Origin of the sequence: Nocardia canadensis (assembly GCF_032656385.1) — a bacterium.
Taxonomy (GTDB): Bacteria; Actinomycetota; Actinomycetes; order Mycobacteriales; family Mycobacteriaceae; genus Nocardia; species Nocardia canadensis.
Genome location: NZ_JAVCWB010000007.1, coordinates 1 through 21,696 on the forward strand (window position 1 = coordinate 1; position 21,696 = coordinate 21,696).

Consider the following 21,696-nt stretch of genomic DNA (forward strand, 5'->3'; position numbering starts at 1 on the left):
CCGGGCCGCSCCCGCCGCGCCGTGGTCACGGGGTGAACGGACGTTGATCCAGGAACGCGGCATCGGCGTTGATCGTGAACAGGTTCGGAACCTGGTCCGGTGGCATCGCGTTCATGATCCGCTGATGGAACTGCCGATAGCCGGCGTCGAAGGCGCCGTCGCCCCACACCTGCAGCAGCGCGCCGGTGAACTGTCCGTTGACCGGCCCGTCGTAGGACAGCTGCGAGTCCTGGCAGCCGGCCAGCAGCACCACGCCCGCCTCGATGGCGGCCCGCGAGTTCGGTCCGGCCAGCTGCTGGACGAACGCGTACATGGCCGCGCGCTGCTTGTTGTCCTCGGTCTGCACCTCCAGCGGCATCGCCTTGGCGCTGCCGTGGACCACGGTGCCGAGGTCGCCACCGGGATAGTCGCGCGCGGCCAGATCGACGATCGCCGTGCGGGTCTCGCGGGTGAAGGCGTCGCGCGCCACCGTGCCGCTGTGGCAGCTGTCCGAACAGACAACGACCCGCACGCCGGGCGCGAACCGCGACCACATCCGGTACAGCTCGTCGTCGACGATCTGGCGATCGAACACCACCCAGGTCTCGTCGCGGCGGTCGTCCTCCTCGCCGTCGACGTCGCTGGTCTGGCCGCCGTGGCCGGAGTAGGTGACCAGCACCAGATCGCCCGCTCGCGCCGCGCCGGCGAGCCGGGCGATCTCGCCGATGATCGCGAACGATGTCGCCGCGCTGTCGAGCAGCACGCGTGGGCCGGCGAAACCCTGCGCGGCCGCCAGCGCGGCCATGGCATTCGCGTCGTTGACACAGCCCGCGAGCGCGCCGTCCCAGCCGCCGTAGGCGGTGGGATCGACCCGGTTCAGTCCGATGTGCAAGGAGTATCCGCTCACTGTCGTTCCCTCCGTCTGGGATGTCCGATCAGGGGGTGCCGGGGGAGTCCGGCGCGGATCAATTCTTCGGCGGCCGTGCCGGACTCGATAGCGTGCCGCACTACCCCAATCCGGCGAATCGCCCGGCGGAGGTGGAGTAGTGCATTACGCGTTCGGCACGGGTACCCGGTGCGCGACGATATCGGGGTGGGAATCTCCCCACGATTCGAAAGGACAGGGAGATGTTCGATTCGGATATCGAGGACGCGGTCCCGGCAGCCAGCCAGGACACCGGGGAAGAGTGGTTCGAAGCGGCGAAAGCACCGGCCGGCAGGCCCGACAACGGCGTCGGGACGAGGGGAATCGACCGGACCGAGGTCGACGCCGACCGCACCCTGCTCCTCGGACCCGCGACGATGCGGGTCCTCGATGGCGTCCCGCACGCCGACGGCACCATGACGGTGCGGTACCCCGTCGGCCGGGACGCCGAGCTCCGGATGCTGCGCAACTCCATCATCGTGAACTGACCGGCCATGACCACAGCGGAACAGCACGCCGGATCGCCCGTGCGAGCCAGCGGCGACCACGTCACCTCGGGCTTGGCGACCATCGAACAGGTCGGGCGTGGCAAGGTTTTCGCGTCCACCACCGGCATCGTGGTCTTCCTCGTCGCGGTGCAGGCGACGATGGCGTTTCCGCTCGGCGCGCGCACGGCCCAGGAATGCCACACCGCGGGATTGCTGGCCCTGCTGGTGGGCGCCATGATGGCGATCGCGGCGCCGACGGCGACCTACCGGTACTACGTCTACATCTATTCGCTGCGGCTGGACCCGAAGTACGCCCAGTTCGCGAAGCTGGTCTTCGCCGGCTCGCTGCTGTTGTCGGTGCTCGACGGTGGCGCCGATCTCGCGCTGGCGATCCGGCTGACCGGCGAGCCCGCGTCCTGTGGCGGCGCCACGGTGACGCTGCTGCGCGCCCAGGCGGGCCTGCACCTGTTCTTCCTGCTGCTGGCCCTCGTGGTCACCGCCATGATCTGGTACCTCGGCACCAAGCACCGCCTCGCCGGCGACGACCCGTCGCAACCGCAGTACGCGCCGACCCCCACCACCGCCCCCGCGCCGAGCGGGCTGATCATCTGCTGCTCCGGCGGCGGCATCCGGTCCGCGTCGTTCTGCCTCGGCGCGCTCCAGGTACTGCGCGACCGGGGACGCTACCAGAGCGCGACCGCGGTGGTCGGGGTGAGCGGCGGCGGCTACATCGCCGCGGCCATGCACATCCTGCACCGCAACTTCACCGATCCCTACGCGCTCGAATCCTCGGAGCTGGCCTATCTGCGCCGCCGCACGCGCTACCTGATGCCGCGCGGCACCGACAAGTTCCGCGCCGTGTTCTCCCTGCTCTACGGCATCGCCGTGAACGCGACGCTGGTCGGGATCTCGCTGCTGGCGGTGTCGTGGTGGCTGGGCTGGCTGCTCGACGACATCGACGTGCTGACCCGCGACGGCGATCGGCTCGAACTGCACCTGGTGCCCGCGGGCGGGTACTGGTACCTGGCGATCGCGCTCGGCCCGTTCGCGCTCGCACTGGCGGCGTTCGTGGTGGAGAAGGCCTGGGATCGGCTGACCATGGTGCCGGACCGGATGCGCAACGTACTCGCGAAGGGGTCCTCCGTGCTGTTGGGGATCGGGGCGCCGCTGGCGGTGCTGCTCGTCGGGGTCCCGGTCGCCCTGTACGTGCTGAGCAGGGTGACCGACGGGTCCGCCGGCGCGCCGACCACGTTGCTCGTCGGGCTCGTCGACCCGGGCGCGAAGGGCGCGCTCACCTTCGGCGCGACGCTGGTCGCGGTGATCGGGCTCGGGCGCTCGGCGTGGAAGGGGCTGCACACGGGCGACGCGGCGAGCGGCTGGTACGGGCGCGTGCTCGCGGTGGTGCGCAAGCAGCTCGCCCCGTGGCTGGGCAGCGCGCTGATCGTCGCGGTCGCCGTCGTGCTGCTGCTGCGCTGGACGACGGTCTTCGCCACCGACGCGCACGCGCGCGCGAACTGGACGCTGGCCTGGTGGATGATCGGCGTCGCCGTCGCGATCAAGGTGTTCACCGACGCCAACCGCACCTCGCTGCACACCTACTACCGCGAAGCGCTGTCGAAAGCCTTTCTCGTGGAGAAGGATCCGCGGTCGCACCAGGCGGTGCCGCTGCCCTACAGCACCGCGCTGCGCTACTCCGACTACGGCAAGCCGGTCGGGCACGGACCGCGGCTGGTCATCGCGGCGGCCGCCAACGCCAACGACGTCGCCTTCGTGCCCACCCGGCGCGGCTGCGTGCCGTTCGTCTTCGATCCGGACCGGATCGGCGTCGTCGGTGACCGCGCGCTCACCCAGGACGGCCTGCGTCCGACCGCGACCTACGAGCAGGTGGCCGACTACCGGTATCGCGATGTCACCGTGCCCGCGGCGATGGCGATCAGCGGCGCCGCGTTCAGCCCGCTCACCGGCCGCGAGAGCGCCCGCACCCGGCCGGTCCGGATCCTGCTCGCCCTGCTCAACGCGCGTCTGGGAGTGTGGCTGCCGAATCCGTACTGGCGGCCGGTCCCCCAGGGCAGGCTCGCCGCGAAACTGCCCGCGGCCTACAGCTGGGCCGACAAACCGGGACCGTACCGGCTGCTGCGCGAGGCCTTCGGCAATCCGTCGCTGTACGACCGCTGGCTCTATGTCACCGACGGTGGCCACTACGACAACCTCGGGCTGGTGGAGGCGTTGCGCAGGCGGCCGGCGACGGTGCTCGTCCTCGACGCCAGCGGCAGTCCCGACGACCGGTTCTGCGCGCTGGCCGAAGCCATCGCGACGGCGCGCATGGACCACTGCGTGGAGATCACCATCGACCTGCGGCAGATGCTGCGCGGGGAGCGCAAGCGCGCCCACAAGGCGTGGGCACACGGTGTCGCCCGGCATCTCGACGGCGCCACCACCGACATCTACTACCTCCGGTCCCAGCTGATCGACGACCTGAGCTGGGACCTGGAGAACTACAGCAGGGCACATCCGGACTTCCCGTACACCTCCACCGGCGACCAGCTCTACAGCGAATGGGATTTCGAGGCCTACCGCGCCCTCGGGCACGAGGTGACCGAGCGGGCGCTGGCGGATCCCGTCTTCGCCGGGCTGGTCGGTGCGCCCGGCGCCGGAGCGCCGGAGTCCGACGGCGAGACCGGCGCACCGGTCTTGGCCCGCTAGCGCCTACTCGCCGACGACCGATCGCGCGGCGGTCAGCGTGGTGAGTACCCGCTCGGTCTTGGTCAGCTCGGTCGAGATCGACAGACCGTAGCCGCGGACGGCGGCATGGAGCCGGTGCTGCACGTCGAGGGCGCGCGCGTGCAGGGCGGTGGGGGATTCGCCCGGCGCGGGCGTCACTTTCAGCGTGAGCTCGAACAGGTCGAGCCCGTCGACCGTCCACCGCTCGGCGTCGGCGGCCAGATCGCCGACGGCGATGTTGGTCCACTTCGTCGACGCGACCGGACCCATCGCGCGTAGATGATCGACCACGACACCCGGAGGCGTGCAGCTGACCAGGAACTGGCGCTGGGCCGAGTCGAGGGCGTCGGTGACGTCCTCGCCGCACAGGGCCGCCACCCGCAGCGAACCGGCCGGGCGTCTGCTCACCACCGAGGCCGACAGCACCCGGCGTTCGCCGCACCAGTCGCCCTCGATGCGGTACTGCATCCCCGGTTCGCTGAACGGCGTCGCCCAGCGGCCCACCAGCTGCGCGGTGGCGCAGGGCCGCAGTTTGACGGTGAGGTCGTCGTGGTCGCCACTGCGCAGCCGGATGGCGATCCGGCCCGCCAGCAAGGCGGGTGCGCCGCGCGCGCCGGGAACGGCGGGTTCGGCGAACCACACGTCCCGGCTGATCGCGGCGGCATTGGTGCACCCCAGCCGGGATTGGGCGTCGAGGAGGTCACCGTCGAGATTGACCTTGATTTCGATCGGAGTAGTCACCCGAGCAGCGTCGCCCATGCCCCCGCCGTTCGGCGCGCGTAATTCGCTACTCGATTGCCGTGGGCCGGGCCGCGGCGACATCACGGCCGCCGGAACACGGGCCGGTCAGGGCACCGAGTAGTGCACTACTCGTGACATAGATCACCCGGTGCCGGACACTGATCTGCGACCACTTCTCGTACACCGCGGTTCGAGCCAGTCAGCTACGTGGAGGTTCTCGATGGTCGAGGCACAGCCGGCGATTCCGCCGCAGTCGTCGCCGCCCCACCGGTCGTTCGTCGCCCGCGCCGCCGTCGAGGCCGCCGAAGCGCTAGACCGGCGCGTGGGCTGGTTCCGGTTACCCACCCCGCTGGGGCTGGCCGTGCTGGTCGGCCTGCGCAGCAGGCTGCGCTCGCGCAATCTGTTCGACACCGGCCGACATCCGGCCGGACCGTTGCCGCCGGACACGACCGGCGAACACCGGGCCGCGCGCACCATCGACGGTTCGTACAACAGCGCCACCGATCCGCGCACCGGGTCGGTCGGCTGCCGGTTCGGGCGCAATTTCGCACCCGAGCACAGCTACCCCGAGGACTCCGCCCGAATCCAGGAACCGAACCCGCGCCAGGTCAGCCTGCGCCTGCTGGCCCGCGACGGCTTCCAGCCCGCCACCACCCTGAACCTGCTGGCCGCGGCCTGGATCCAGTTCGAGGTGCACGATTGGTTCAGCCATACCCGCACCGACAGCGAGCCGTTCCGGGTGACGCTCGACGAGCACGACACCTGGCCCGAACGGCCGATGACGATCCAGCGCACCGCCACCGTCCCCGGGGCCGGGCCCGGCGACCCGCCCAGCCATGTCACCGAGGACTCGCACTGGTGGGACGCCTCCCAGATCTACGGCAGCACAGCGGCTTTCGCGTCCGCCCTGCGCTCGGGCAAGAACGGCGAACTGGTGATCGACGAGCTCGGCCTGCCGCCGCTGGACGCGGCCACCCTGCTGGCGCTCTCGGACGCGGCCGCCAACGCCTGGGTCGGTCTGGCGCTGCTGCATTCACTGTTCCTGCGCGAGCACAACGCGATCTGCCGCCGCCTGTCGCGGCGCTATCCGGACCTCGACGACCAGCTGCTCTACGACACCGCTCGCCTGATCAACGCCGCGCTGATCGCCAAGATCCACACCGTCGACTGGACCCCGGCCATCATCGCCCACCCCACCACCGTCGCGGCCATGCGCGCCAACTGGTTCGGCGTCCTCGGCGAACGGATCTCGCGCCGGTTCGGCAGGCTCGTCGGCAACGAGGTGCTCTCCGGCATCCCCGGCTCCGCGGTCGACGACCACGGCGTGCCGTACGCGCTGACCGAGGAATTCGTCTCGGTGTACCGGATGCACCCGCTGATCCCCGACGATCTGGTGGTGCGCAGTCTCACCGACGACCGGGTACTGGCCGAGTATCCGTTCCCCGAGCTCGGCGTCGCTCACATCCGTGAGCGCCTCGGCGAGACGCCGATGGACACGCTGTTCTATTCCTTCGGCCGCGCCAACCCCGGCGCGCTGACGCTGCACAACTATCCGCGCCATCTGCAGCAGCTCGCCAGGCCGGGGCAGCCGCTGATCGACCTCGCCACCATCGACATCCTGCGGGTCCGCGAGCGAGGGGTGCCGCGCTACAACGAGTTCCGGCGGCAACTGCGGTTGCGGCCCGCCGCCTCGTTCGACGAGCTGACCGACAATCCACGGTGGGCGCGTGAACTCGAACAGGTCTACGGCAACGTCGACGACGTCGATCTCATGATCGGCCTCTACGCCGAGCCCAAGCCTCCCGGTTTCGGCTTCAGCGACACCGCGTTCCGGATCTTCGTGCTGATGGCGTCGCGGCGGCTGTCGGCCGACCGGTTCTTCACCACCGACTTCCGGCCCGAGATCTACACCGAGGCCGGTATGGCCTGGGTGCGCGACAACAGCATGCGCACCGTGCTGCTGCGCCATTTCCCCACGCTGGCGCCCGCGCTCGCGGGCGTCGCGAATCCCTTCGCGCCGTGGAGGACTCCGCGATGACCTACCTGCGCTTCCGCGACGACCTGGAACAGCCGCGCCCCGACGAAGAACAGATCATCGACAAGATCATCGCGGTGCTGCGCGACAACAACGAACGCGCCTACCGCAAATACAAGCGCGGACTGCGCGACGCGCACGCCAAGAGCCACGGCATCCTGCGCGGCGAGCTCACCGTGCCCGCCGGCTTGCCGCCCGAGCTGGCACAGGGCCTGTTCGCCACCCCGGCGACCTATCCGGTCATCGCCCGGCTGTCGAGCACCTCCGGGGTCATCCGCAGCGATCAGTTGCGGGGCGTGCGCGGCCTCGGCATCAAGGTGCTGGGCGTGCACGGTCCGCGGGCGATGCCCGGCGACGAGGCCACCACCCAGGACTTCATCATGGTGACCCACCGGGAGTTCCTGTTCGCCGACGCGCACGCCTACCTCACCCGGGGCATGCCGACCGCCTGGGTGCTGGCCCGGCTGCCCGACGAGGTGCTTCGCGCGGGCAGCGATCTCGTCGCGGCCCTGGACAAGCACGTGCTGCGGCGCATCGGCAAGCGGGTGCCCCCGAATCTGGGCGTGTTCGTGGCGCCCAACACCCACATCCTCGGCGAGACCTTCTACACCTCGGCGCCGGTGCGCTACGGCGACTATGTCGCCAAGCTGCTCTATGTCCCGGTGTCGCCGGAAGTCGCCGCGCTGCAAGGACAACCGGTGAGCACGGGGGCCGGGGTCAATGCCCATCAGGACGCCGTCGTCGACTTCTTCGCCGCGCACAGCGCCACCTACGAACTGCGCGCGCAGCTGTGCACGGACGTGGCCACGATGCCGATCGAGGACGCGACTGTGCCGTGGCCGGAGGAGGCGTCTCCGCATCGCACGGTCGCGACCATCCGGTTCGACGTCCAGGATCCCTACACCCCGCAGCGGCGGGCCTACGGTGACGACGTGCTGTCGTTCAACTCCTGGCGCGGCCTGGACGCGCACCGTCCGCTGGGGTCGATCAACCGGCTGAAAAAGCGGGTCTACGAGGCGTCGAGCGACTATCGCCACGACGTCAACAACGCGCCGCGGCTCGAGCCCCGTGACGCGACCGAATTGCCGCCATGACCACCGCGCAGGTCCGTTGTGGGGGAGCCGGTCGCGAACTAGAATTGTGGCGTATGGGCGAATTGTGGCAACTGCTCGATCGCCCCGCCGAATTCGACACCGTGCGTACGGCTTTGACGAATGGGAACAGCGGCGGAGTGATATTGGTCGGCGCCGCAGGCATCGGCAAGACCACGCTGGCCCGGCTGGTCACCTCGGTGCTCACGGACCCGGTCCGCTGGGTGGCGTGCACCGCCTCGTCGCAAGCCATTCCGCTCGGCGCGTTCGCCCCCTGGATCGCCGCGTCGGCCTCCCGTGATCCGCTCGCCCTGCTGCACTCGGCACGGGAAAACGTTCTGGCCCAGCCGGATACGGTGATCGGCGTCGACGACGCGCACCTGCTCGACACCCTGTCGGCCACCCTGGTGCACCAGATCGCCGCCGACCGCAGCGCGCGCATCGTGGCCACGGTCCGCTCCGGCGAGCACGTGCCCGACGCGATCACCTCACTGTGGAAGGACGGCTTCCTCGCGCGCGTCGAACTGACACCGCTGTCCAAGACGCAGTGCACCACCCTGGTCGAGACCGTGCTGGGCGGGACCCTGGAGGGGCTCAGCGCCGACGTCATGTGGGAGGCCTCGGGCGGTAACCCGCTGTTCCTGCGCAACATGGTCGAAGGCGCGGTCGAGGCGCGCACGCTCACCGATGTCAACGGGGTCTGGCAGTTGCGCGGTCCGACCGCCGTGCCGTCGGGGCTGGTGGATCTGCTCGACGAGCGGCTGTCCAGGGCGGGCGAACCGGTACTCGACGCGCTGCGGATGCTGTCGGTCCACGAGCCGCTCGACATCGACATCCTCACCGAGCTCGTCGGCGTCGAGGCCGTCGACGCCGCCGAGCTCAGCGGCCTGATCCGGGTCTGCCGCCATGGCGGCTCGGTCGACGCCCGGTTCAGTCATCCGCTGCTGGGCGAGGTGGTCCGCCGTCGGATCGGCACCGCCGCGGCCCGCACGCGGCGCGGTCGCATCGTCGAGACGCTGCGCGACCGGCCGCTGGACACCCCGGCCGAGCGGATCCGGCTGGCCCAGCTGTGCGTCGACAGCGATCAGCCGATCGACATCGTGTTGCTGATCAATGCCGCCAAGGACGCGATCGCGCTGGCGAACCTGCCGCTGGGGGAGCGCTTGGCGCGCGCCGCCTGCGAACGCTGCGGTGGCCTGCGCGCGGCCGAACTGCTGTCGCGGGCGCTGCTGTGGCAGGGCAAACCGCACGAGGCCGACGAGATCCTCGCCCGGTTCGACCCCGACCGGCTCGATCCGCTGCAGGTGGTGCAGTGGGGGCTGCCGCGCGCGAGTCTGCAGTTCTGGTCGCTCGGCGATGTCGCGCGGGCCCACCAGCTCATCGACCTGGTCGCCGCACGCGTCGAGCATCCGTCGCTGCGGCTGCTGGTCGACGCGGTCCGCGCGGCGATGGCCGTGCACGAGAACCGGCTCGGCGTCGGCGTCGCGGAGGCCGAGCGCGTGCTCGCCGACCCGGACTCGCCCCGGCAGGCCGCCGATTTCGCCGCGTTCTCGCTGGGCCTGGCGTTGCCGTACGTCGGTCGCGGCGCCGACTTCGCGCCCATCGCCGCCCGGATCACGGCCGAGCAGAAATCCACCGACGGCCTGATCCGGGTGATGGTGCGCTACGGCGACGTGGTCGCCCTGACGATGATCGGTGACCTGGACCTGGCCGAACAGCGGGCCTCGGAATACCGGGAGTTCTCCTCGGCGGGCCAGTTCGCCGGCTGGGCGATCGCCCGCATCGCGATCGGCGTCGTCGCGACCTATCGCGGCCGGTTCCGGGCCGCGATCGCCGCCTTCGAGCAGGCGCTGGCCGCGCTCAACGCCGATTGCACCCTGCCCTGGCAGCTGCCCGCCCGGCTGGTGCTGGCCCGCGCCTACGCGGCGGTGGGCGAGGTCGACCAGGCCGAACGGGTCCTCGCCGACGCCGAGGAGCACAGCGGCCCCCACATGGCCCTGCACGAGCCGCAGCGGATGATCGCGCGCGCCTGGGTGGCCGCGGCCGAGCACAGTCAGCACACCGCGATCGACCTGGCCCGCAAGGCGGCCGACCTGGCCCACCGCACCGGCCAGTACGCGCAGGAAGCCGAGGCGCTGCACCACGCCGCCCGCTTCGGTGACCGGACCCTGGCCACCCGGCTCGCCGCCGTCGCGGCCCGGGTGCAGGGACCCGCGGCCGGCATCTACGCCCGCCACGCGGCCGCGCTGGCCCACTCCGACACCACGGCGCTCGCGGCGGTCAGCGTCGAGTTCGAGGACGCCGGGCTGTTGCTGGCGGCGGCCGACGCCGCGGCTCAGGCCGTCCCGATCTTCGACCACGCGGGTCAGCGCCGTCCTAGCGCCCAGGCCGCGGCCCGCGCCACCGCGCTGGCCGCCCGCTGCGACGGCGCCTGCACACCGGCGATCACGGCCGCCGCTCGTCCCCTGCCGATCACCGAACGCGAGCGGGAGATCGCCGCCCTCATCGGCCGCGGGTTGTCCAACCGGGCCATCGCCGAACGGCTCTGCGTCTCGGTCCGTACCGTCGAGGGGCACATCTATCGCGCGTGCATCAAGCTCGACGCCACCGATCGCGACCAGCTCGCCAAGCTGATCTGACACCATGGGTGGGTGACGACCGGTCGCCCACGAGCTGTCCTCGGCGCCGCGCTGGTCGCCCTCACGGTCACCGCCTGCGCGAGCGACGAGCCGGACCGGAGCGCGCCCGCCGCCGTGACCTCGACCGTGCCGAGCCTGCCCGCGGGCCGTCCCGATCTGGGCGCCGCCGAGGAGATCGCGCACGGCCTCGACGTGCCGTGGGGACTGGCGTTCCTGCCGGACGGCGGCGCCCTGGTCGGCGAGCGGGATTCGGGCCGCATCCTGCGCGTGACGCCCGGCCGCGCGCCCGAGATGGTCGATCAGGTGCCCGGTGTCGTGGCGCGCGGGGAGGGCGGACTGCTCGGTCTCGCCGTCGCTGCCGACTACGCCGACACCGGATACGTGTACGCGTATCTCACCGCCGCCGAGGACAACCGCATCGTGCGCCTGCGGCCGGGCGCGACGCCGGAGGTCGTCTTCACCGGAATCGCGAAGGCGGGCAACCACAACGGCGGCCGGATCGCCTTCGGACCCGACGGCATGCTCTACGTCGGCACGGGTGACGCGGCCGACAGCGCACGATCGCAGGACCCGGCGAGCCCGAACGGCAAGATCCTGCGGCTCACCCCCGATGGCGCACCGGCACCGGGCAACCCGACCGCAGGCTCACCGATTCTGAGTCTCGGCCACCGCAATGTGCAGGGCCTGGCCTGGGACCGCGCCGGCACCCTCTACGCCGCCGAGTTCGGCCAGAACCGCTGGGACGAGCTCAACCGCATCGAACCGGGCCACAACTACGGCTGGCCCACCGTCGAAGGCGCGGGTGGCGCGGACCGCGGCTTCACCGACCCGCTGCTGTCCTGGTCGACCGCCGAGTCCTCGCCCTCCGGCCTCGCCATCGCCGGCGACACCCTCTACCTGGCCGCCCTGCGTGGCCGAAGGCTCTGGACCGCAACGCTGTCCGAGGGCGAAGCGACCGCTCCGGTGGATCTACTCCGCGACACCTACGGCCGCCTGCGCACCGTCGCGGTGGCCCCGGACGGCGCCCTGTGGCTCACCACCTCCAACACCGACGGCCGCGGCGACCCCCGCACCGGCGACGACCGCATCCTGCGCTTCCCGGCCCGCTGACCCGCCTCCGGCCGCGCTAGTGACCACCGTCGCGGCGGCTGACCCAGTGGGGATCACGGCCGAGCAAGGCCGCGATCGTGTCCAGTGCGGGCAGCGGCCGGTCCGGCTCGACCGGGGGCCGATAGACCCCGCCCGGGCCGTTGAGCGTACTGCCCGGCGCGGTGATCGACCGCGCGATCGGCAACGCGAGCGCGGTGAGCCGATCGGGGACCGCGCAGGGCCGGGCCAATGCCCGCGACAGATCCCAGCGGTGCGCGAGCATGTCGACGACATGGACCGACAGCACTTCGTCCGTCGCCAGCGGGCCGCGGTGCGGCAAGTTCACGACCTCGCCGGTCTGTTCCATCGCGACCACCCAGCGCGCGGCGGTCCGCGCGAAATCGTCGCGGGGATTGTCGGCGTGGTCCGCGAGCGGCGGCAGGACCGACGCGACGACGGCTTCGTGCCGTTCGTTCATGTGGCTGATGAGGTCCGCGACGGTCCAGCCCGCGCACGGGGTCGGCGCGTCCATCTCCGCGTCGGAGACAGTGGCCACATCGTGGGCGATCAGCGCGGTCGCCGTCGCGTCGAGGCGGAGCAGTTCACTCATTCGGAGACATCCTTTTTAGCGGTCGATCGTTCGCTATGAGGATAGCGAACGATCGACCGCTATGATGGAACGATGTCTCCCCGTCGCTCCGTCGCCGAAGCGGCCCGTACCCGGGATCGGATCGTGCGGACCGCTGTCGACGAGGCATCGTGTCTCGGTTTGGAAGGGCTGACGGTCGGCGCGCTCGCCTCCCGGCTCGCGATGAGCAAGGCGGGAGTCGTCGGCCCCTTCGGATCTCGGGAGGACTTGCAGGCCACTGCCCTCGAGCGGGCCGGTCAGATCTTTCGGGCCGCCGTCCTGGCGCCACTGTCGCACCTGGCGCCCGGCCCGGCCCGGCTGGCGCGACTGATCGATGCCTGGATCGACTATCTGGCCGAATGTCCTTTTCCGGGAGGGTGTTTCGTCACCGCGGCATCGTCGGAACTCGATGGACGGCCCGGCGTACTGCGGGACCGGCTGCGGGTGGTCGTCGCCGACTGGCGCGCCCACCTCACCGCCGAAATCGCCGCGGCGCAAGGCGAAACCCCCGCCGCGCAGCGGCCACCCGAGCAGATCGCCACCGTGCTCATCGGCATTTCGATGGCGGTCAACCAGGAAATCCAGCTACTCGGCGACGCGTCCGCCGCGCGGCGTGGCCGTGCTGCCATGCGCGACGCGGCCGGTCTGCCGCATTCGCCATAGCTCGGCGGTGCGCGGCTACGGTGTGCCGATCTGTTCGACGTAGCCGGTGCCGGTGACCGGACGGCCGCGGAAGGTGCCGGTGTAGCGGTAGCTGCCGACGTAGCCGCCGGTCATGCCGTAGACATAGTCGTCGTTGGCGACGGCGTCGATCTGGATCAGGGGGTCGCCGTTGTCGTCGTCGACGGCCCAGGTGAACGTCGTGGCCAGGGTCATGTCCCGGCCCTCGGGGGTGTGTCGCGGGGTGTGTTCGTACCCGGCGACGCGATAGCGGTAGCCGTTCTCGTAGGCGCCGCCGTGGTCGGTGCGAGAGCGCACGTAGACGGTCTGCTGGAGCGGAATGCCCAGTGGCCCACGGACTTCCACCATCAGCACCTGGGTGTCGGCGTCGATGTTGATGATCTGATAGGTGAAGAAGGTGGGGAACAGGTCGACCGCGACGGCGCGGGCGTATTCGAGCGTGCTGAGCCCGGACAGGTCGTACCGGGTGCCCTGGTGGTCGACGGTGCCCTCGTACTCGCACAGCAGTGACCAGTGGTCGTAGAGCCCGCCGCGCAGCTTGGCAAAATGCGCGATCTTGTCGGTGGCGCGCACCCGCAGATCCGCCCGGAACTCCGGATTGCGGTAGGTGACCAGGAAATTCGGGTAGCTGCCCCGCAGGGCGAAGTCCTCGCCGAACCGGATCAGGCTCGCGTCCGGCGCCAGTTCCAGATCGCGCGCGACCTGGTAGCCGCGGAACTGGCCGGGGAATCGCACCGCCGTGCCCGCCAGCAGGTTCGCGGTGTCGGCCGCCGAGGTCTCGATCAGATGCGCGTTGCGGAACGCCCGCACCTTCGGCTGCCCGATCACGGTGATGAAGTCCAGGAAGTTCAGCGGCGCGGGCAGGCCGGGGAACATCAGGCCGTAGTGGACGGTCCGGTAGCGCCCACGGGGCGGATGGAAGGGGGTGCTCGGGTCGTACGGGGTGCCGTTCACCGCGTGGGAACTCGACACGGTGCGTTGAATGCCGTGGAGCAGGGGAGTCGTCATCGCCATGGAAACCGGCGCCTTTCGCTGGACGGACATCGAGCTGACCGATAGGAAAATTACCGTTTGGTCAATTCGTCGTCAACCAGTCCGTGGATGCCCGTCGACGTGGAGGCCCGACCAATTGACCGGCACTGGCGAGGCGGTAAATTACCTGGTGGCCGGGCACGGTCAACCAGCGGAAGGAGGGCGTGATGGGCACGGCGGGAACGAAAGGGGTGCCGCGCGCCGAGCGGGAACAGCAGATTCTCGACATCGCCGGTGAGCAGATCAGCCGGGTGGGGTACGCCGGGCTGTCCCCAGCCGGCGTGGCGAGCGCGGCCGGGGTCTCGAAACCCATGGTGTTCCACTACTTTCGCAGCAAAGAGGGCCTCTACGCCGCGTGCGTGGAGCGGGCGGCCGACGCGGTGTGCGGCGCCATCGAGCCGGTCTTCGACGGCACCCCGGGAATCGAGATGGCCGAGCACACACTCGAAGTCGTCATCGCCGCGCTGGCCCGCAGGCCCCACGACTGGAACGTGCTGCTGGACCGGTCCTATCCGCCGGACGGCATCGCGGCCGACGCGTCACATCGCGCCGAACGCCGCCTCGCCGAGCAGGCCTACCGGGGCGCGGCCGCCCTGCTCGCCGAACGCGGAATCACCGATGCCGCCGACCTGTCGGCGCTCACCGACGTCTGGATGGGTGTGGTGACGGCACTGGTGAATTGGTGGCTGCGGCACCCGGAGGAAAGCGCCGAGGCCATGATCGCCCGCTGCACCCGGCTCATGGGCGCGTTGTTCTGATCGGACTCAGAGCGCGTCCGCCAGGTCGTCGAGCAGCCGCCGCTTGGACCGCGCGCCGACGACCGTGCGCACCGGCTCGCCGTCCCGGAACAGCATCAGCGTCGGCATCGACAGCACGGCGTAGTCGGCGGTCGTGCGCGGGTTGGCGTCCACATCGAGCTGGACCACCGTCATCCGGTCCGCCTCCTCGCGGGCCAGTTCCCCCAGCATCGGCTCGATCATCTTGCACGGCGGGCACCACGACGCCGTGAACTCGACGAGCACCGGTACCTCGGCGGCGAGCACCGCGCCGGCGAACGTCGCATCCGTCACCGCGGTCATCGCGTGGGTCATGTTCTCTCCCTCGGTCGGCGGGGCACCTCGCCCCGGGGTCACCACGCTAGGGACTGACGCCGAGGTCAAGGCAAGCTCGAACGGGGAAACCCTTGCCGGGCAGGCCGATCGGTCCGTACGGTCGGTCGATGGTTCCGCTTCCGAATCTGCTCGCCTTCGTCGCGGCGGCCTTCGTCATCGTCGTCGTGCCGGGGCCGGGGGTGCTGTTCGCGGTCGGCCGGGCGCTGACCTCGGGGCGGCGCGCCGCACTGCTGTCGGTGTTCGGCCACGCGATGGGCGTGCAGACGACGCTGGTGCTGGTAGCGGCCGGGCTCGGTACCGTGCTCGCGGCCTCGGCGCTGGTGCTGACCGTGGTGAAACTCGTCGGCGCGGTCTATCTGCTGCACCTGGGGGTGCAGGCGATCCGGCAGCGTCGTGCGCTGTCCGCCGCGCTGGCCGCGGGCGCGGCGCCGGTGGCGGCGACGAAGCTGTTCCGGCAGGGGTACGTCGTCGGCCTCACCAATCCGAAGGCCATCGTCTTCTTCGCGGCGGTGCTGCCGCAGTTCATCGATCCGGCGGCCGGATCGATGGTCGTGCAGCTGGTCGTGCTCGGGACCATCATGGCCGCGCTGGCGCTGGTGCTCGACAGCAGCTGGGCGCTGATCGCGGGGACCGCGCGCGGCTGGTTCGCCCGCTCGCCGCGCCGCCTGGAAGCGGTCGGCGCCACCGGCGGGGCGATGATCATCGGGCTCGGCGCCTCCGTCGCGCTCACCGGCGCCGTCAAGTGAAACGAACCAGGCCGGGACGCGCCGGGTAGCGCACTACTCTCGGCCGGTCGCGCGATTCGGAGGACACTGAAGACATCGCGTCCGGGCCGTGCCGTCGGCGCGCGTCGAGGCGCGCCGAGACCCCGCGCTGACCGGGGCGTGTGCGGCCGACTTCATTAATACGTGCGGGTAACCCTTGGACGCTGTTCACATATACGGAGTAGAGGTGCACACTGCCCTGGAACCGGAGTTCGAATTCGTACCCGTCCGGGCCACACAACTCGGTATTGGAAAGGAGTCGGCGAGTGTTCAGCCGCATCGCCATCGTCAACAGGGGAGAGGCCGCCATGCGGCTCATCCATGCCGTCCGTGATCTGGCAGCGGCGAGTGGGCTACCGATCGAAACGGTCGCCCTGTACACCGACGTCGACCGAAACGCCACGTTCGTCCGGGCCGCCGATGTCGCCTACGACCTCGGCCCGGCCTCGGCCCGCCCGTACCTGGATCTCAAGGTGCTCGAGCAGGCCCTGGTGGCCACCAAGGCCGACGCGGCCTGGGTCGGCTGGGGCTTCGTCGCCGAGGATCCGGCCTTCGCCGAACTGTGCGAGCACATCGGCGTCACCTTCATCGGCCCCAGCGCCGAGGCCATGCGCAAGCTGGGCGACAAGATCGGCGCCAAGCTGCTCGCCGAAGAGGTCGGGGTCCCGGTCGCGCCGTGGAGCCGCGGCGCGGTCGACACCGTCGAGGACGCCATCGAGGCCGCCTCCGAGATCGGCTACCCGCTGATGCTCAAGGCCACCGCCGGTGGTGGCGGCCGCGGCATCCGCGTCATCACCAACGAGGCCGAACTGGTCGACGCCTACGAGCGCACCAAGCAGGAAGCCGCGCGCGCCTTCGGCAGCGGTGTGGTCTTCCTGGAGCGTCTGGTCACCGGTGCCCGCCACGTCGAGGTCCAGGTGATCGCCGACGGACAGGGCACGGCGTGGGCGCTCGGCGTCCGCGACTGCTCGGTGCAGCGGCGCAACCAGAAGGTCATCGAGGAGTCCGCGTCGCCCGTGCTCAGCGCGGAGCAGACCGCCGAGCTGAAGGCCTCCGCGGAGCGCCTCGCCGTCGCGGTCGGCTACTGCGGCGCGGCGACCGTCGAATTCCTGTACCACCCGGGGGAACAGCTGTTCGCGTTCCTCGAGGTGAACACCCGCCTGCAGGTCGAGCATCCGATCACCGAGTGCACCACCGGTGTCGATCTCGTGCACGCGCAGCTGTCGGTGGCCTCCGGCACCAAGCTCGAGGGCACCCCGCCGGTCGAGCGTGGCCACGCCATCGAGGCCCGGCTCAACGCCGAGGATCCCGACCGTGACTTCGCCCCCGCCCCCGGCCGCATCGTGCGGCTCGACCTGCCCGCGGGCCCGGGCATCCGCGTGGACACCGGCGTCAGCGAGGGCGACACCATCCCCGCCGACTTCGACTCGATGATCGCCAAGATCATCGCCTACGGCCGCGACCGCAACGAGGCCCTCGGCCGGCTGCGCCGGGCCATGGCGCAGACCCGGGTGGTCATCGAGGGCGGCGCGACCAACAAGAGCTTCGTCCTCGACCTGCTCGAGCAGCCCGAGGTGATCGACGCCAGCGCCGACACCGGCTGGATCGACCGGGTGCGCGGTGAGGGCCGCCTGGTGACCCACCAGCACTCCGCCATCGCGCTCGCCGCGGCCGCGATCGACGCCTACGAGGACGACGAGCGCGCCGAGCGGCACCGCCTGCTGTCCACCGCCTCCGGCGGCCGTCCGCAGGTCCAGCACGAGAGCGGCCGCCCGCTCGACCTGAAGCTGCGCGGCGCGAGCTACCGGGTCCGGGTGGCGCGCATCGGCGCGCACCGGTTCCGCGTCGGCATCGAGGCCGGCGCCGAACTGACCACCGCCGACGTCGATCTCGAGCGTTTCGACCAGCACACCGGGCAGATCGTCGTCAACGGCACCCGCTACCGCCTGATCACCGGCACCCACGGACCGACCCACCTGGTCGACGTCGACGGCGTGACCCACCGGATCAGCCGGGACGAGGGCGGCGTCGTCCGCTCGCCCGCGCCCGCCCTGGTCGTCGGCACCCCGCTCGAGGTCGGTGCCGAGGTCGAGGCAGGCGCCGCGGTGCTCGTGCTGGAGAGCATGAAGATGGAGACGGTGCTGCGCGCGCCGTTCCGCGCCCGGCTCAAGGAATGCAACGTCTCGGTCGGTACCCAGGTCGAGACCGGCGCGCCGCTGCTGCGGCTCGAGCCCCTCGCCGACGACGACGAGGCAGGCGAGACCGAAGCGGTCGGGACGGTCGAGCTCGACCTGCCCACCGAGCCCACCCCGCGCCAGCCGCACGAGCGGCTCGCGCGCGGCCTGCAGGATCTGCGCAGCCTGCTGCTCGGCTTCGACGTCGACCCGCACGACGACCGCCGCGTCCTCGACGAATACCTCGCGGCCCGCCGCGATTGTGTCGCCGGCGATCACCGTCCGCTGGCCGAGGAACTCGAACTCGTCCAGGTCTTCGCCGATCTGGCCGAACTGAGCCACAACCGCGCGGCCGACGACGAGCACAGCGCGGACCACCTGCACAGTGCGCGCGAGTACTTCCACACCTACCTGCAGAGCCTCGACGTCGAGCGGGCCGGTCTGCCCGAGGCGTACCAGGCCAAGCTGGCGCAGGCGCTGAGCCACTACGGCGTCACCGAGCTGGATCGGACCCCGGACCTCGAGGCCGCGGTGTTCCGGATCTTCCTGGCCCAGCAGCGCCCGACCGACACCGTCGAGGTCATCACCACGCTGCTGCGCGAGTGGCTGCGGGAGCCGATGCCGGACCAGGTGCTGCGCGAGCCCGTCGGCCTGGCGCTCGAGCGCCTGGTCGCGGCCACGCAGGTGCGCTTCCCGGTGATCGCCGACCTCACCCGAGGACTGGTCTACGGCTGGTACGGCCAGCCGCTGCTGCGCCGCAACCGTGCCCGCGTCTACACCAATGTCCGCAAGCACCTGACCTACCTGGACGCGCACCCGGACTCGGCCGATCGCGCCGCCCGCATCGCCGACATGGTGCGCAGCACCGAACCGCTGGTGCGCCTGCTCGGCCAGCGGCTCGAGCGCGACAAGCCCGACCACACCGTCCTGCTCGAGGTGCTGACCCGCCGCTACTACGGCAACAAGGGCCTGACCGGCGTGCACACCGAGCAGGTCGGCGGCACGTCCTTCGTCGTCGCCGAGCGCGACGGCGCGAGCCTGGTCTCGGCCGCGGTGAGCTTCGACGAGCTGGGCACCGCGCTGCAGGGCCTCGGCGAGCTGGCCAACGGCGCCGCCTCGATCGACGCCGACATCTACCTCAGCTGGGAAGCCCAGCCCGAGGACTTCGACGCCATGGCCGCGGCCCTGCAGGAGGTCCTCGGCGGCTACCAGCTGCCGCAGCAGGTGCACCGGATCACCGCCACCGTGGCGGGCAGCAACGGCGCGGTCATGCACCACCACTTCACCTTCCGTCCGTCGGCCACCGGCATGGCGGAGGAGCGGCTGATCCGCGGCCTGCACCCCTACATCGCGCAGCGGATGCAGATGGAACGGCTGCGCAAGTTCGACCTGACCCGCCTGCCGTCCTCGGACGACGAAGAGGTCTACCTGTTCCGGTGCGTCGCCAAGGGCAATCCGTCCGACGACCGCCTGATCGCCTTCGCCCAGGTCCGCGACCTGGCCGCGCTGCGTGAACACGACGGCAGGCTGCTCGCCCTGCCCACCGCCGAGAGCACGATCGCGACCTGTGTCGACTCGATCCGTCGGGCGCAGTCGCGGCGGCCCTCGGCCAAGCGGCTCAACACCAACCGCATCGTGATGTACATCTGGCCGCCGATGGACGTCACCAGCGAGGAACTGGCCACGATCGGCGGACACGTGCTGCCGACCGCCGTCGGCGCCGGGCTGGAGGAAATCCTGCTCATCGCGCGTCAGCGTGATCCGCAGACCGGTGAGCTGACCAAGGTCGGCGTCCGGATCGCGATCGACGCGACCGGCGGTTCCCAGGTGACCGTCGGCGAGCTGACCGACGAGCCGGTCGAGCCGCTCGACGAGTACCGCCAGAAGGTGCTGCGCGCCGCGGGCCGCAACACCGTGTACCCGTACGAATTGACCGGTGTGCTGGGCGATTTCGCCGAGTACGACCTCGACGCCGACCACACCCTGGTCCCCGTCGACCGGCCGAAGGGCCGCAACACCGCGGCCATCGTCGCCGGTGTGATCAGCACGCCGACCATCCAGCACCCCGAGGGCGTCACCCGCGTCCTGCTGCTCGGTGACCCGACCAAGTCGCTGGGCGCGCTCTCGGAGCCCGAGTGCCGCCGCGTGATCGCCGCGCTCGATCTCGCCGAACGCCTGCAGGTGCCGCTGGAGTGGTACGCGCTGTCCTCCGGCGCCCGGATCTCGATGGAGTCCGGCACCGAGAACATGGACTGGGTCGCCGCCGCGCTCAAGCGGATCGTCGAGTTCACCCAGGACGGCGGCGAGATCAACATCGTGGTCGCCGGCATCAATGTCGGCGCGCAGCCGTACTGGAATGCCGAAGCCACCATGCTCATGCACACCAAGGGCGTGCTGGTGATGACGCCGGACTCGGCCATGGTGCTGACCGGCAAGCAGTCGCTGGACTTCTCCGGCGGCGTCTCGGCCGAGGACAACTTCGGCATCGGTGGCTACGACCGCGTCATGGGCCCCAACGGCCAGGCGCAGTACTGGGCGCCGAACCTGACCGCCGCCCGCGACGTGCTGATGGCGCACTACGACCACACCTACGTCGCGCCGGGCGAGCAGTCGCCGCGCCGCGCGCAGACCGTCGACCCCAGCGACCGCGACATCTCGAGCTTCCCGCACGTGCTGGCCGACAGCTCCTTCGCCACCGTCGGCGAGATCTTCTCCGCCGCCGCGAACCCGGATCGCAAGAAGCCCTTCGACATCCGGACCGTGATGCGCGCGCTGGCCGACCAGGATCACCCGGTGCTGGAGCGCTGGGCGGGCATGGCCGACGCCGAGACCGCGGTGGTGCAGGACGCGCACCTCGGCGGTATCCCCGTGTGCCTGTTGGGGATCGAGTCGCGCAGCGTGCCGCGGCGCGGTTTCCCGTCGACCGACGGTCCCGACACCTACACGGCGGGCACCCTGTTCCCGCGGTCGTCGAAGAAGGCGGCCCGGGCCATCAACGCGGCCAGCGGTAACCGTCCGCTGGTGGTGCTGGCGAACCTGTCGGGCTTCGACGGCTCGCCGGAGTCGATGCGCAAGCTGCAGCTCGAGTACGGTGCCGAGATCGGTCGCGCCATCGTCAACTTCGAGGGCCCGATCGTGTTCACCGTGATCTCGCGGTACCACGGCGGTGCGTTCGTGGTGTTCTCGAAGGCGCTGAACCCGAACATGACCGTGCTCGCCCTGGAGGGCTCGTTCGCCTCGGTCCTCGGTGGCGCCCCCGCCGCCGCGGTGGTCTTCGCGGGCGAAGTCAACTCCCGCACCGCGGCCGACCCGCGCGTGCGCGACCTGGAGACCCAGGCCGCCAACGCGTTCGGCACCGACCGCGCGACCCTGACCGCCGAACTCGACGAGGTCCGCTCCTCGGTGCGCGCGGAGAAGCTGGGCGATGTGGCCGCGGAGTTCGACCGCGTCCACAACATCCAGCGCGCCGTCGAGGTCGGTTCGGTCGACGCCATCGTCAGCGTCAGCGATCTGCGCCCGCGTATCATCGCCGCGATCGAGACCGGCCTGCCGGAGTAGGTTCGAGCCGAAACGAAGCCGCCCACCCTGTCGAACCAG

General features: G+C 70.9%; 15 protein-coding genes. 10 read left to right on the forward strand and 5 right to left on the reverse strand.

The annotated features are described in order from the left end of the window. Positions 1–25: 25 nt before the first annotated feature. Positions 26–886, reverse strand: a complete 861-nt coding sequence (locus Q7X29_RS13020; protein ID WP_316574187.1) for a caspase family protein — start codon at positions 884–886, stop codon at positions 26–28. A 221-nt stretch (positions 887–1,107) separates the two neighbouring features. Between Q7X29_RS13020 and Q7X29_RS13025 the strand changes: the two genes are divergently transcribed. Beyond that, positions 1,108–1,392, forward strand: a complete 285-nt coding sequence (locus Q7X29_RS13025; protein WP_316574188.1) for a hypothetical protein — start codon at positions 1,108–1,110, stop codon at positions 1,390–1,392. Between the two features lie 6 nt (positions 1,393–1,398). Next, entirely contained in the window at positions 1,399–4,095 is a 2,697-nt protein-coding gene (locus Q7X29_RS13030) for a patatin-like phospholipase domain-containing protein (RefSeq protein WP_316574189.1), read from the forward strand. Positions 4,096–4,098: 3 nt separating this feature from the next. On the opposite strand, the gene Q7X29_RS13035 is transcribed toward Q7X29_RS13030, so the two are convergent. Beyond that, positions 4,099–4,854, reverse strand: coding sequence for a hypothetical protein (locus tag Q7X29_RS13035; protein ID WP_316574190.1), 756 nt, complete (start codon positions 4,852–4,854; stop codon positions 4,099–4,101). A 220-nt stretch (positions 4,855–5,074) separates the two neighbouring features. On the opposite strand from Q7X29_RS13035, the gene Q7X29_RS13040 reads away from it, so the two are divergent. From Q7X29_RS13040 to Q7X29_RS13055, 4 genes are read left to right on the forward strand one after another with little or no spacing between them, the layout of a single operon-like run. Beyond that, complete coding sequence (locus tag Q7X29_RS13040) at positions 5,075–6,892, forward strand: peroxidase family protein (RefSeq protein ID WP_316574191.1); 1,818 nt, start codon at positions 5,075–5,077, stop codon at positions 6,890–6,892. Continuing rightward, positions 6,889–7,983 (forward strand): catalase family protein, encoded by a 1,095-nt coding sequence (locus Q7X29_RS13045; RefSeq protein ID WP_316574192.1) that lies wholly within the window; start codon positions 6,889–6,891, stop codon positions 7,981–7,983. Before Q7X29_RS13040 ends, Q7X29_RS13045 begins: the two co-directional genes overlap by 4 nt. 53 nt (positions 7,984–8,036) lie before the next feature. Further along, entirely contained in the window at positions 8,037–10,619 is a 2,583-nt protein-coding gene (locus Q7X29_RS13050) for a LuxR C-terminal-related transcriptional regulator (protein ID WP_316574193.1), read from the forward strand. A gap of 12 nt (positions 10,620–10,631) precedes the next feature. Then, positions 10,632–11,729, forward strand: coding sequence for a PQQ-dependent sugar dehydrogenase (locus tag Q7X29_RS13055; protein WP_316574194.1), 1,098 nt, complete (start codon positions 10,632–10,634; stop codon positions 11,727–11,729). A 16-nt stretch (positions 11,730–11,745) separates the two neighbouring features. Here Q7X29_RS13055 and Q7X29_RS13060 read toward each other — a convergent pair whose 3' ends face one another. Beyond that, entirely contained in the window at positions 11,746–12,318 is a 573-nt protein-coding gene (locus Q7X29_RS13060; RefSeq protein ID WP_316574195.1) for a maleylpyruvate isomerase family mycothiol-dependent enzyme, read from the reverse strand. A gap of 72 nt (positions 12,319–12,390) precedes the next feature. Between Q7X29_RS13060 and Q7X29_RS13065 the strand changes: the two genes are divergently transcribed. Further along, entirely contained in the window at positions 12,391–12,999 is a 609-nt protein-coding gene (locus tag Q7X29_RS13065) for a TetR/AcrR family transcriptional regulator (protein WP_316574196.1), read from the forward strand. A gap of 15 nt (positions 13,000–13,014) precedes the next feature. Here the strand turns inward: Q7X29_RS13065 and Q7X29_RS13070 are convergent, their stop codons facing one another. Beyond that, positions 13,015–14,025: a DUF6670 family protein gene (locus tag Q7X29_RS13070; protein ID WP_316574197.1), complete on the reverse strand. Its 1,011-nt coding sequence runs from the start codon at positions 14,023–14,025 to the stop codon at positions 13,015–13,017. Between the two features lie 191 nt (positions 14,026–14,216). On the opposite strand from Q7X29_RS13070, the gene Q7X29_RS13075 reads away from it, so the two are divergent. Further along, on the forward strand, positions 14,217–14,807 hold the full coding sequence (locus tag Q7X29_RS13075) for a TetR/AcrR family transcriptional regulator (protein WP_316574198.1): 591 nt from the start codon (positions 14,217–14,219) through the stop codon (positions 14,805–14,807). A 6-nt stretch (positions 14,808–14,813) separates the two neighbouring features. Here the strand turns inward: Q7X29_RS13075 and Q7X29_RS13080 are convergent, their stop codons facing one another. Next, complete coding sequence (locus tag Q7X29_RS13080) at positions 14,814–15,140, reverse strand: thioredoxin family protein (RefSeq protein ID WP_316574199.1); 327 nt, start codon at positions 15,138–15,140, stop codon at positions 14,814–14,816. Between the two features lie 128 nt (positions 15,141–15,268). Here Q7X29_RS13080 and Q7X29_RS13085 point away from each other — a divergent pair, with 128 nt between their 5' ends. Next, positions 15,269–15,907, forward strand: coding sequence for a LysE family translocator (locus tag Q7X29_RS13085; RefSeq protein WP_316574200.1), 639 nt, complete (start codon positions 15,269–15,271; stop codon positions 15,905–15,907). A gap of 284 nt (positions 15,908–16,191) precedes the next feature. After that, positions 16,192–21,657, forward strand: a complete 5,466-nt coding sequence (locus tag Q7X29_RS13090) for an ATP-binding protein (RefSeq protein WP_218721020.1) — start codon at positions 16,192–16,194, stop codon at positions 21,655–21,657. Positions 21,658–21,696 lie beyond the last annotated feature (39 nt).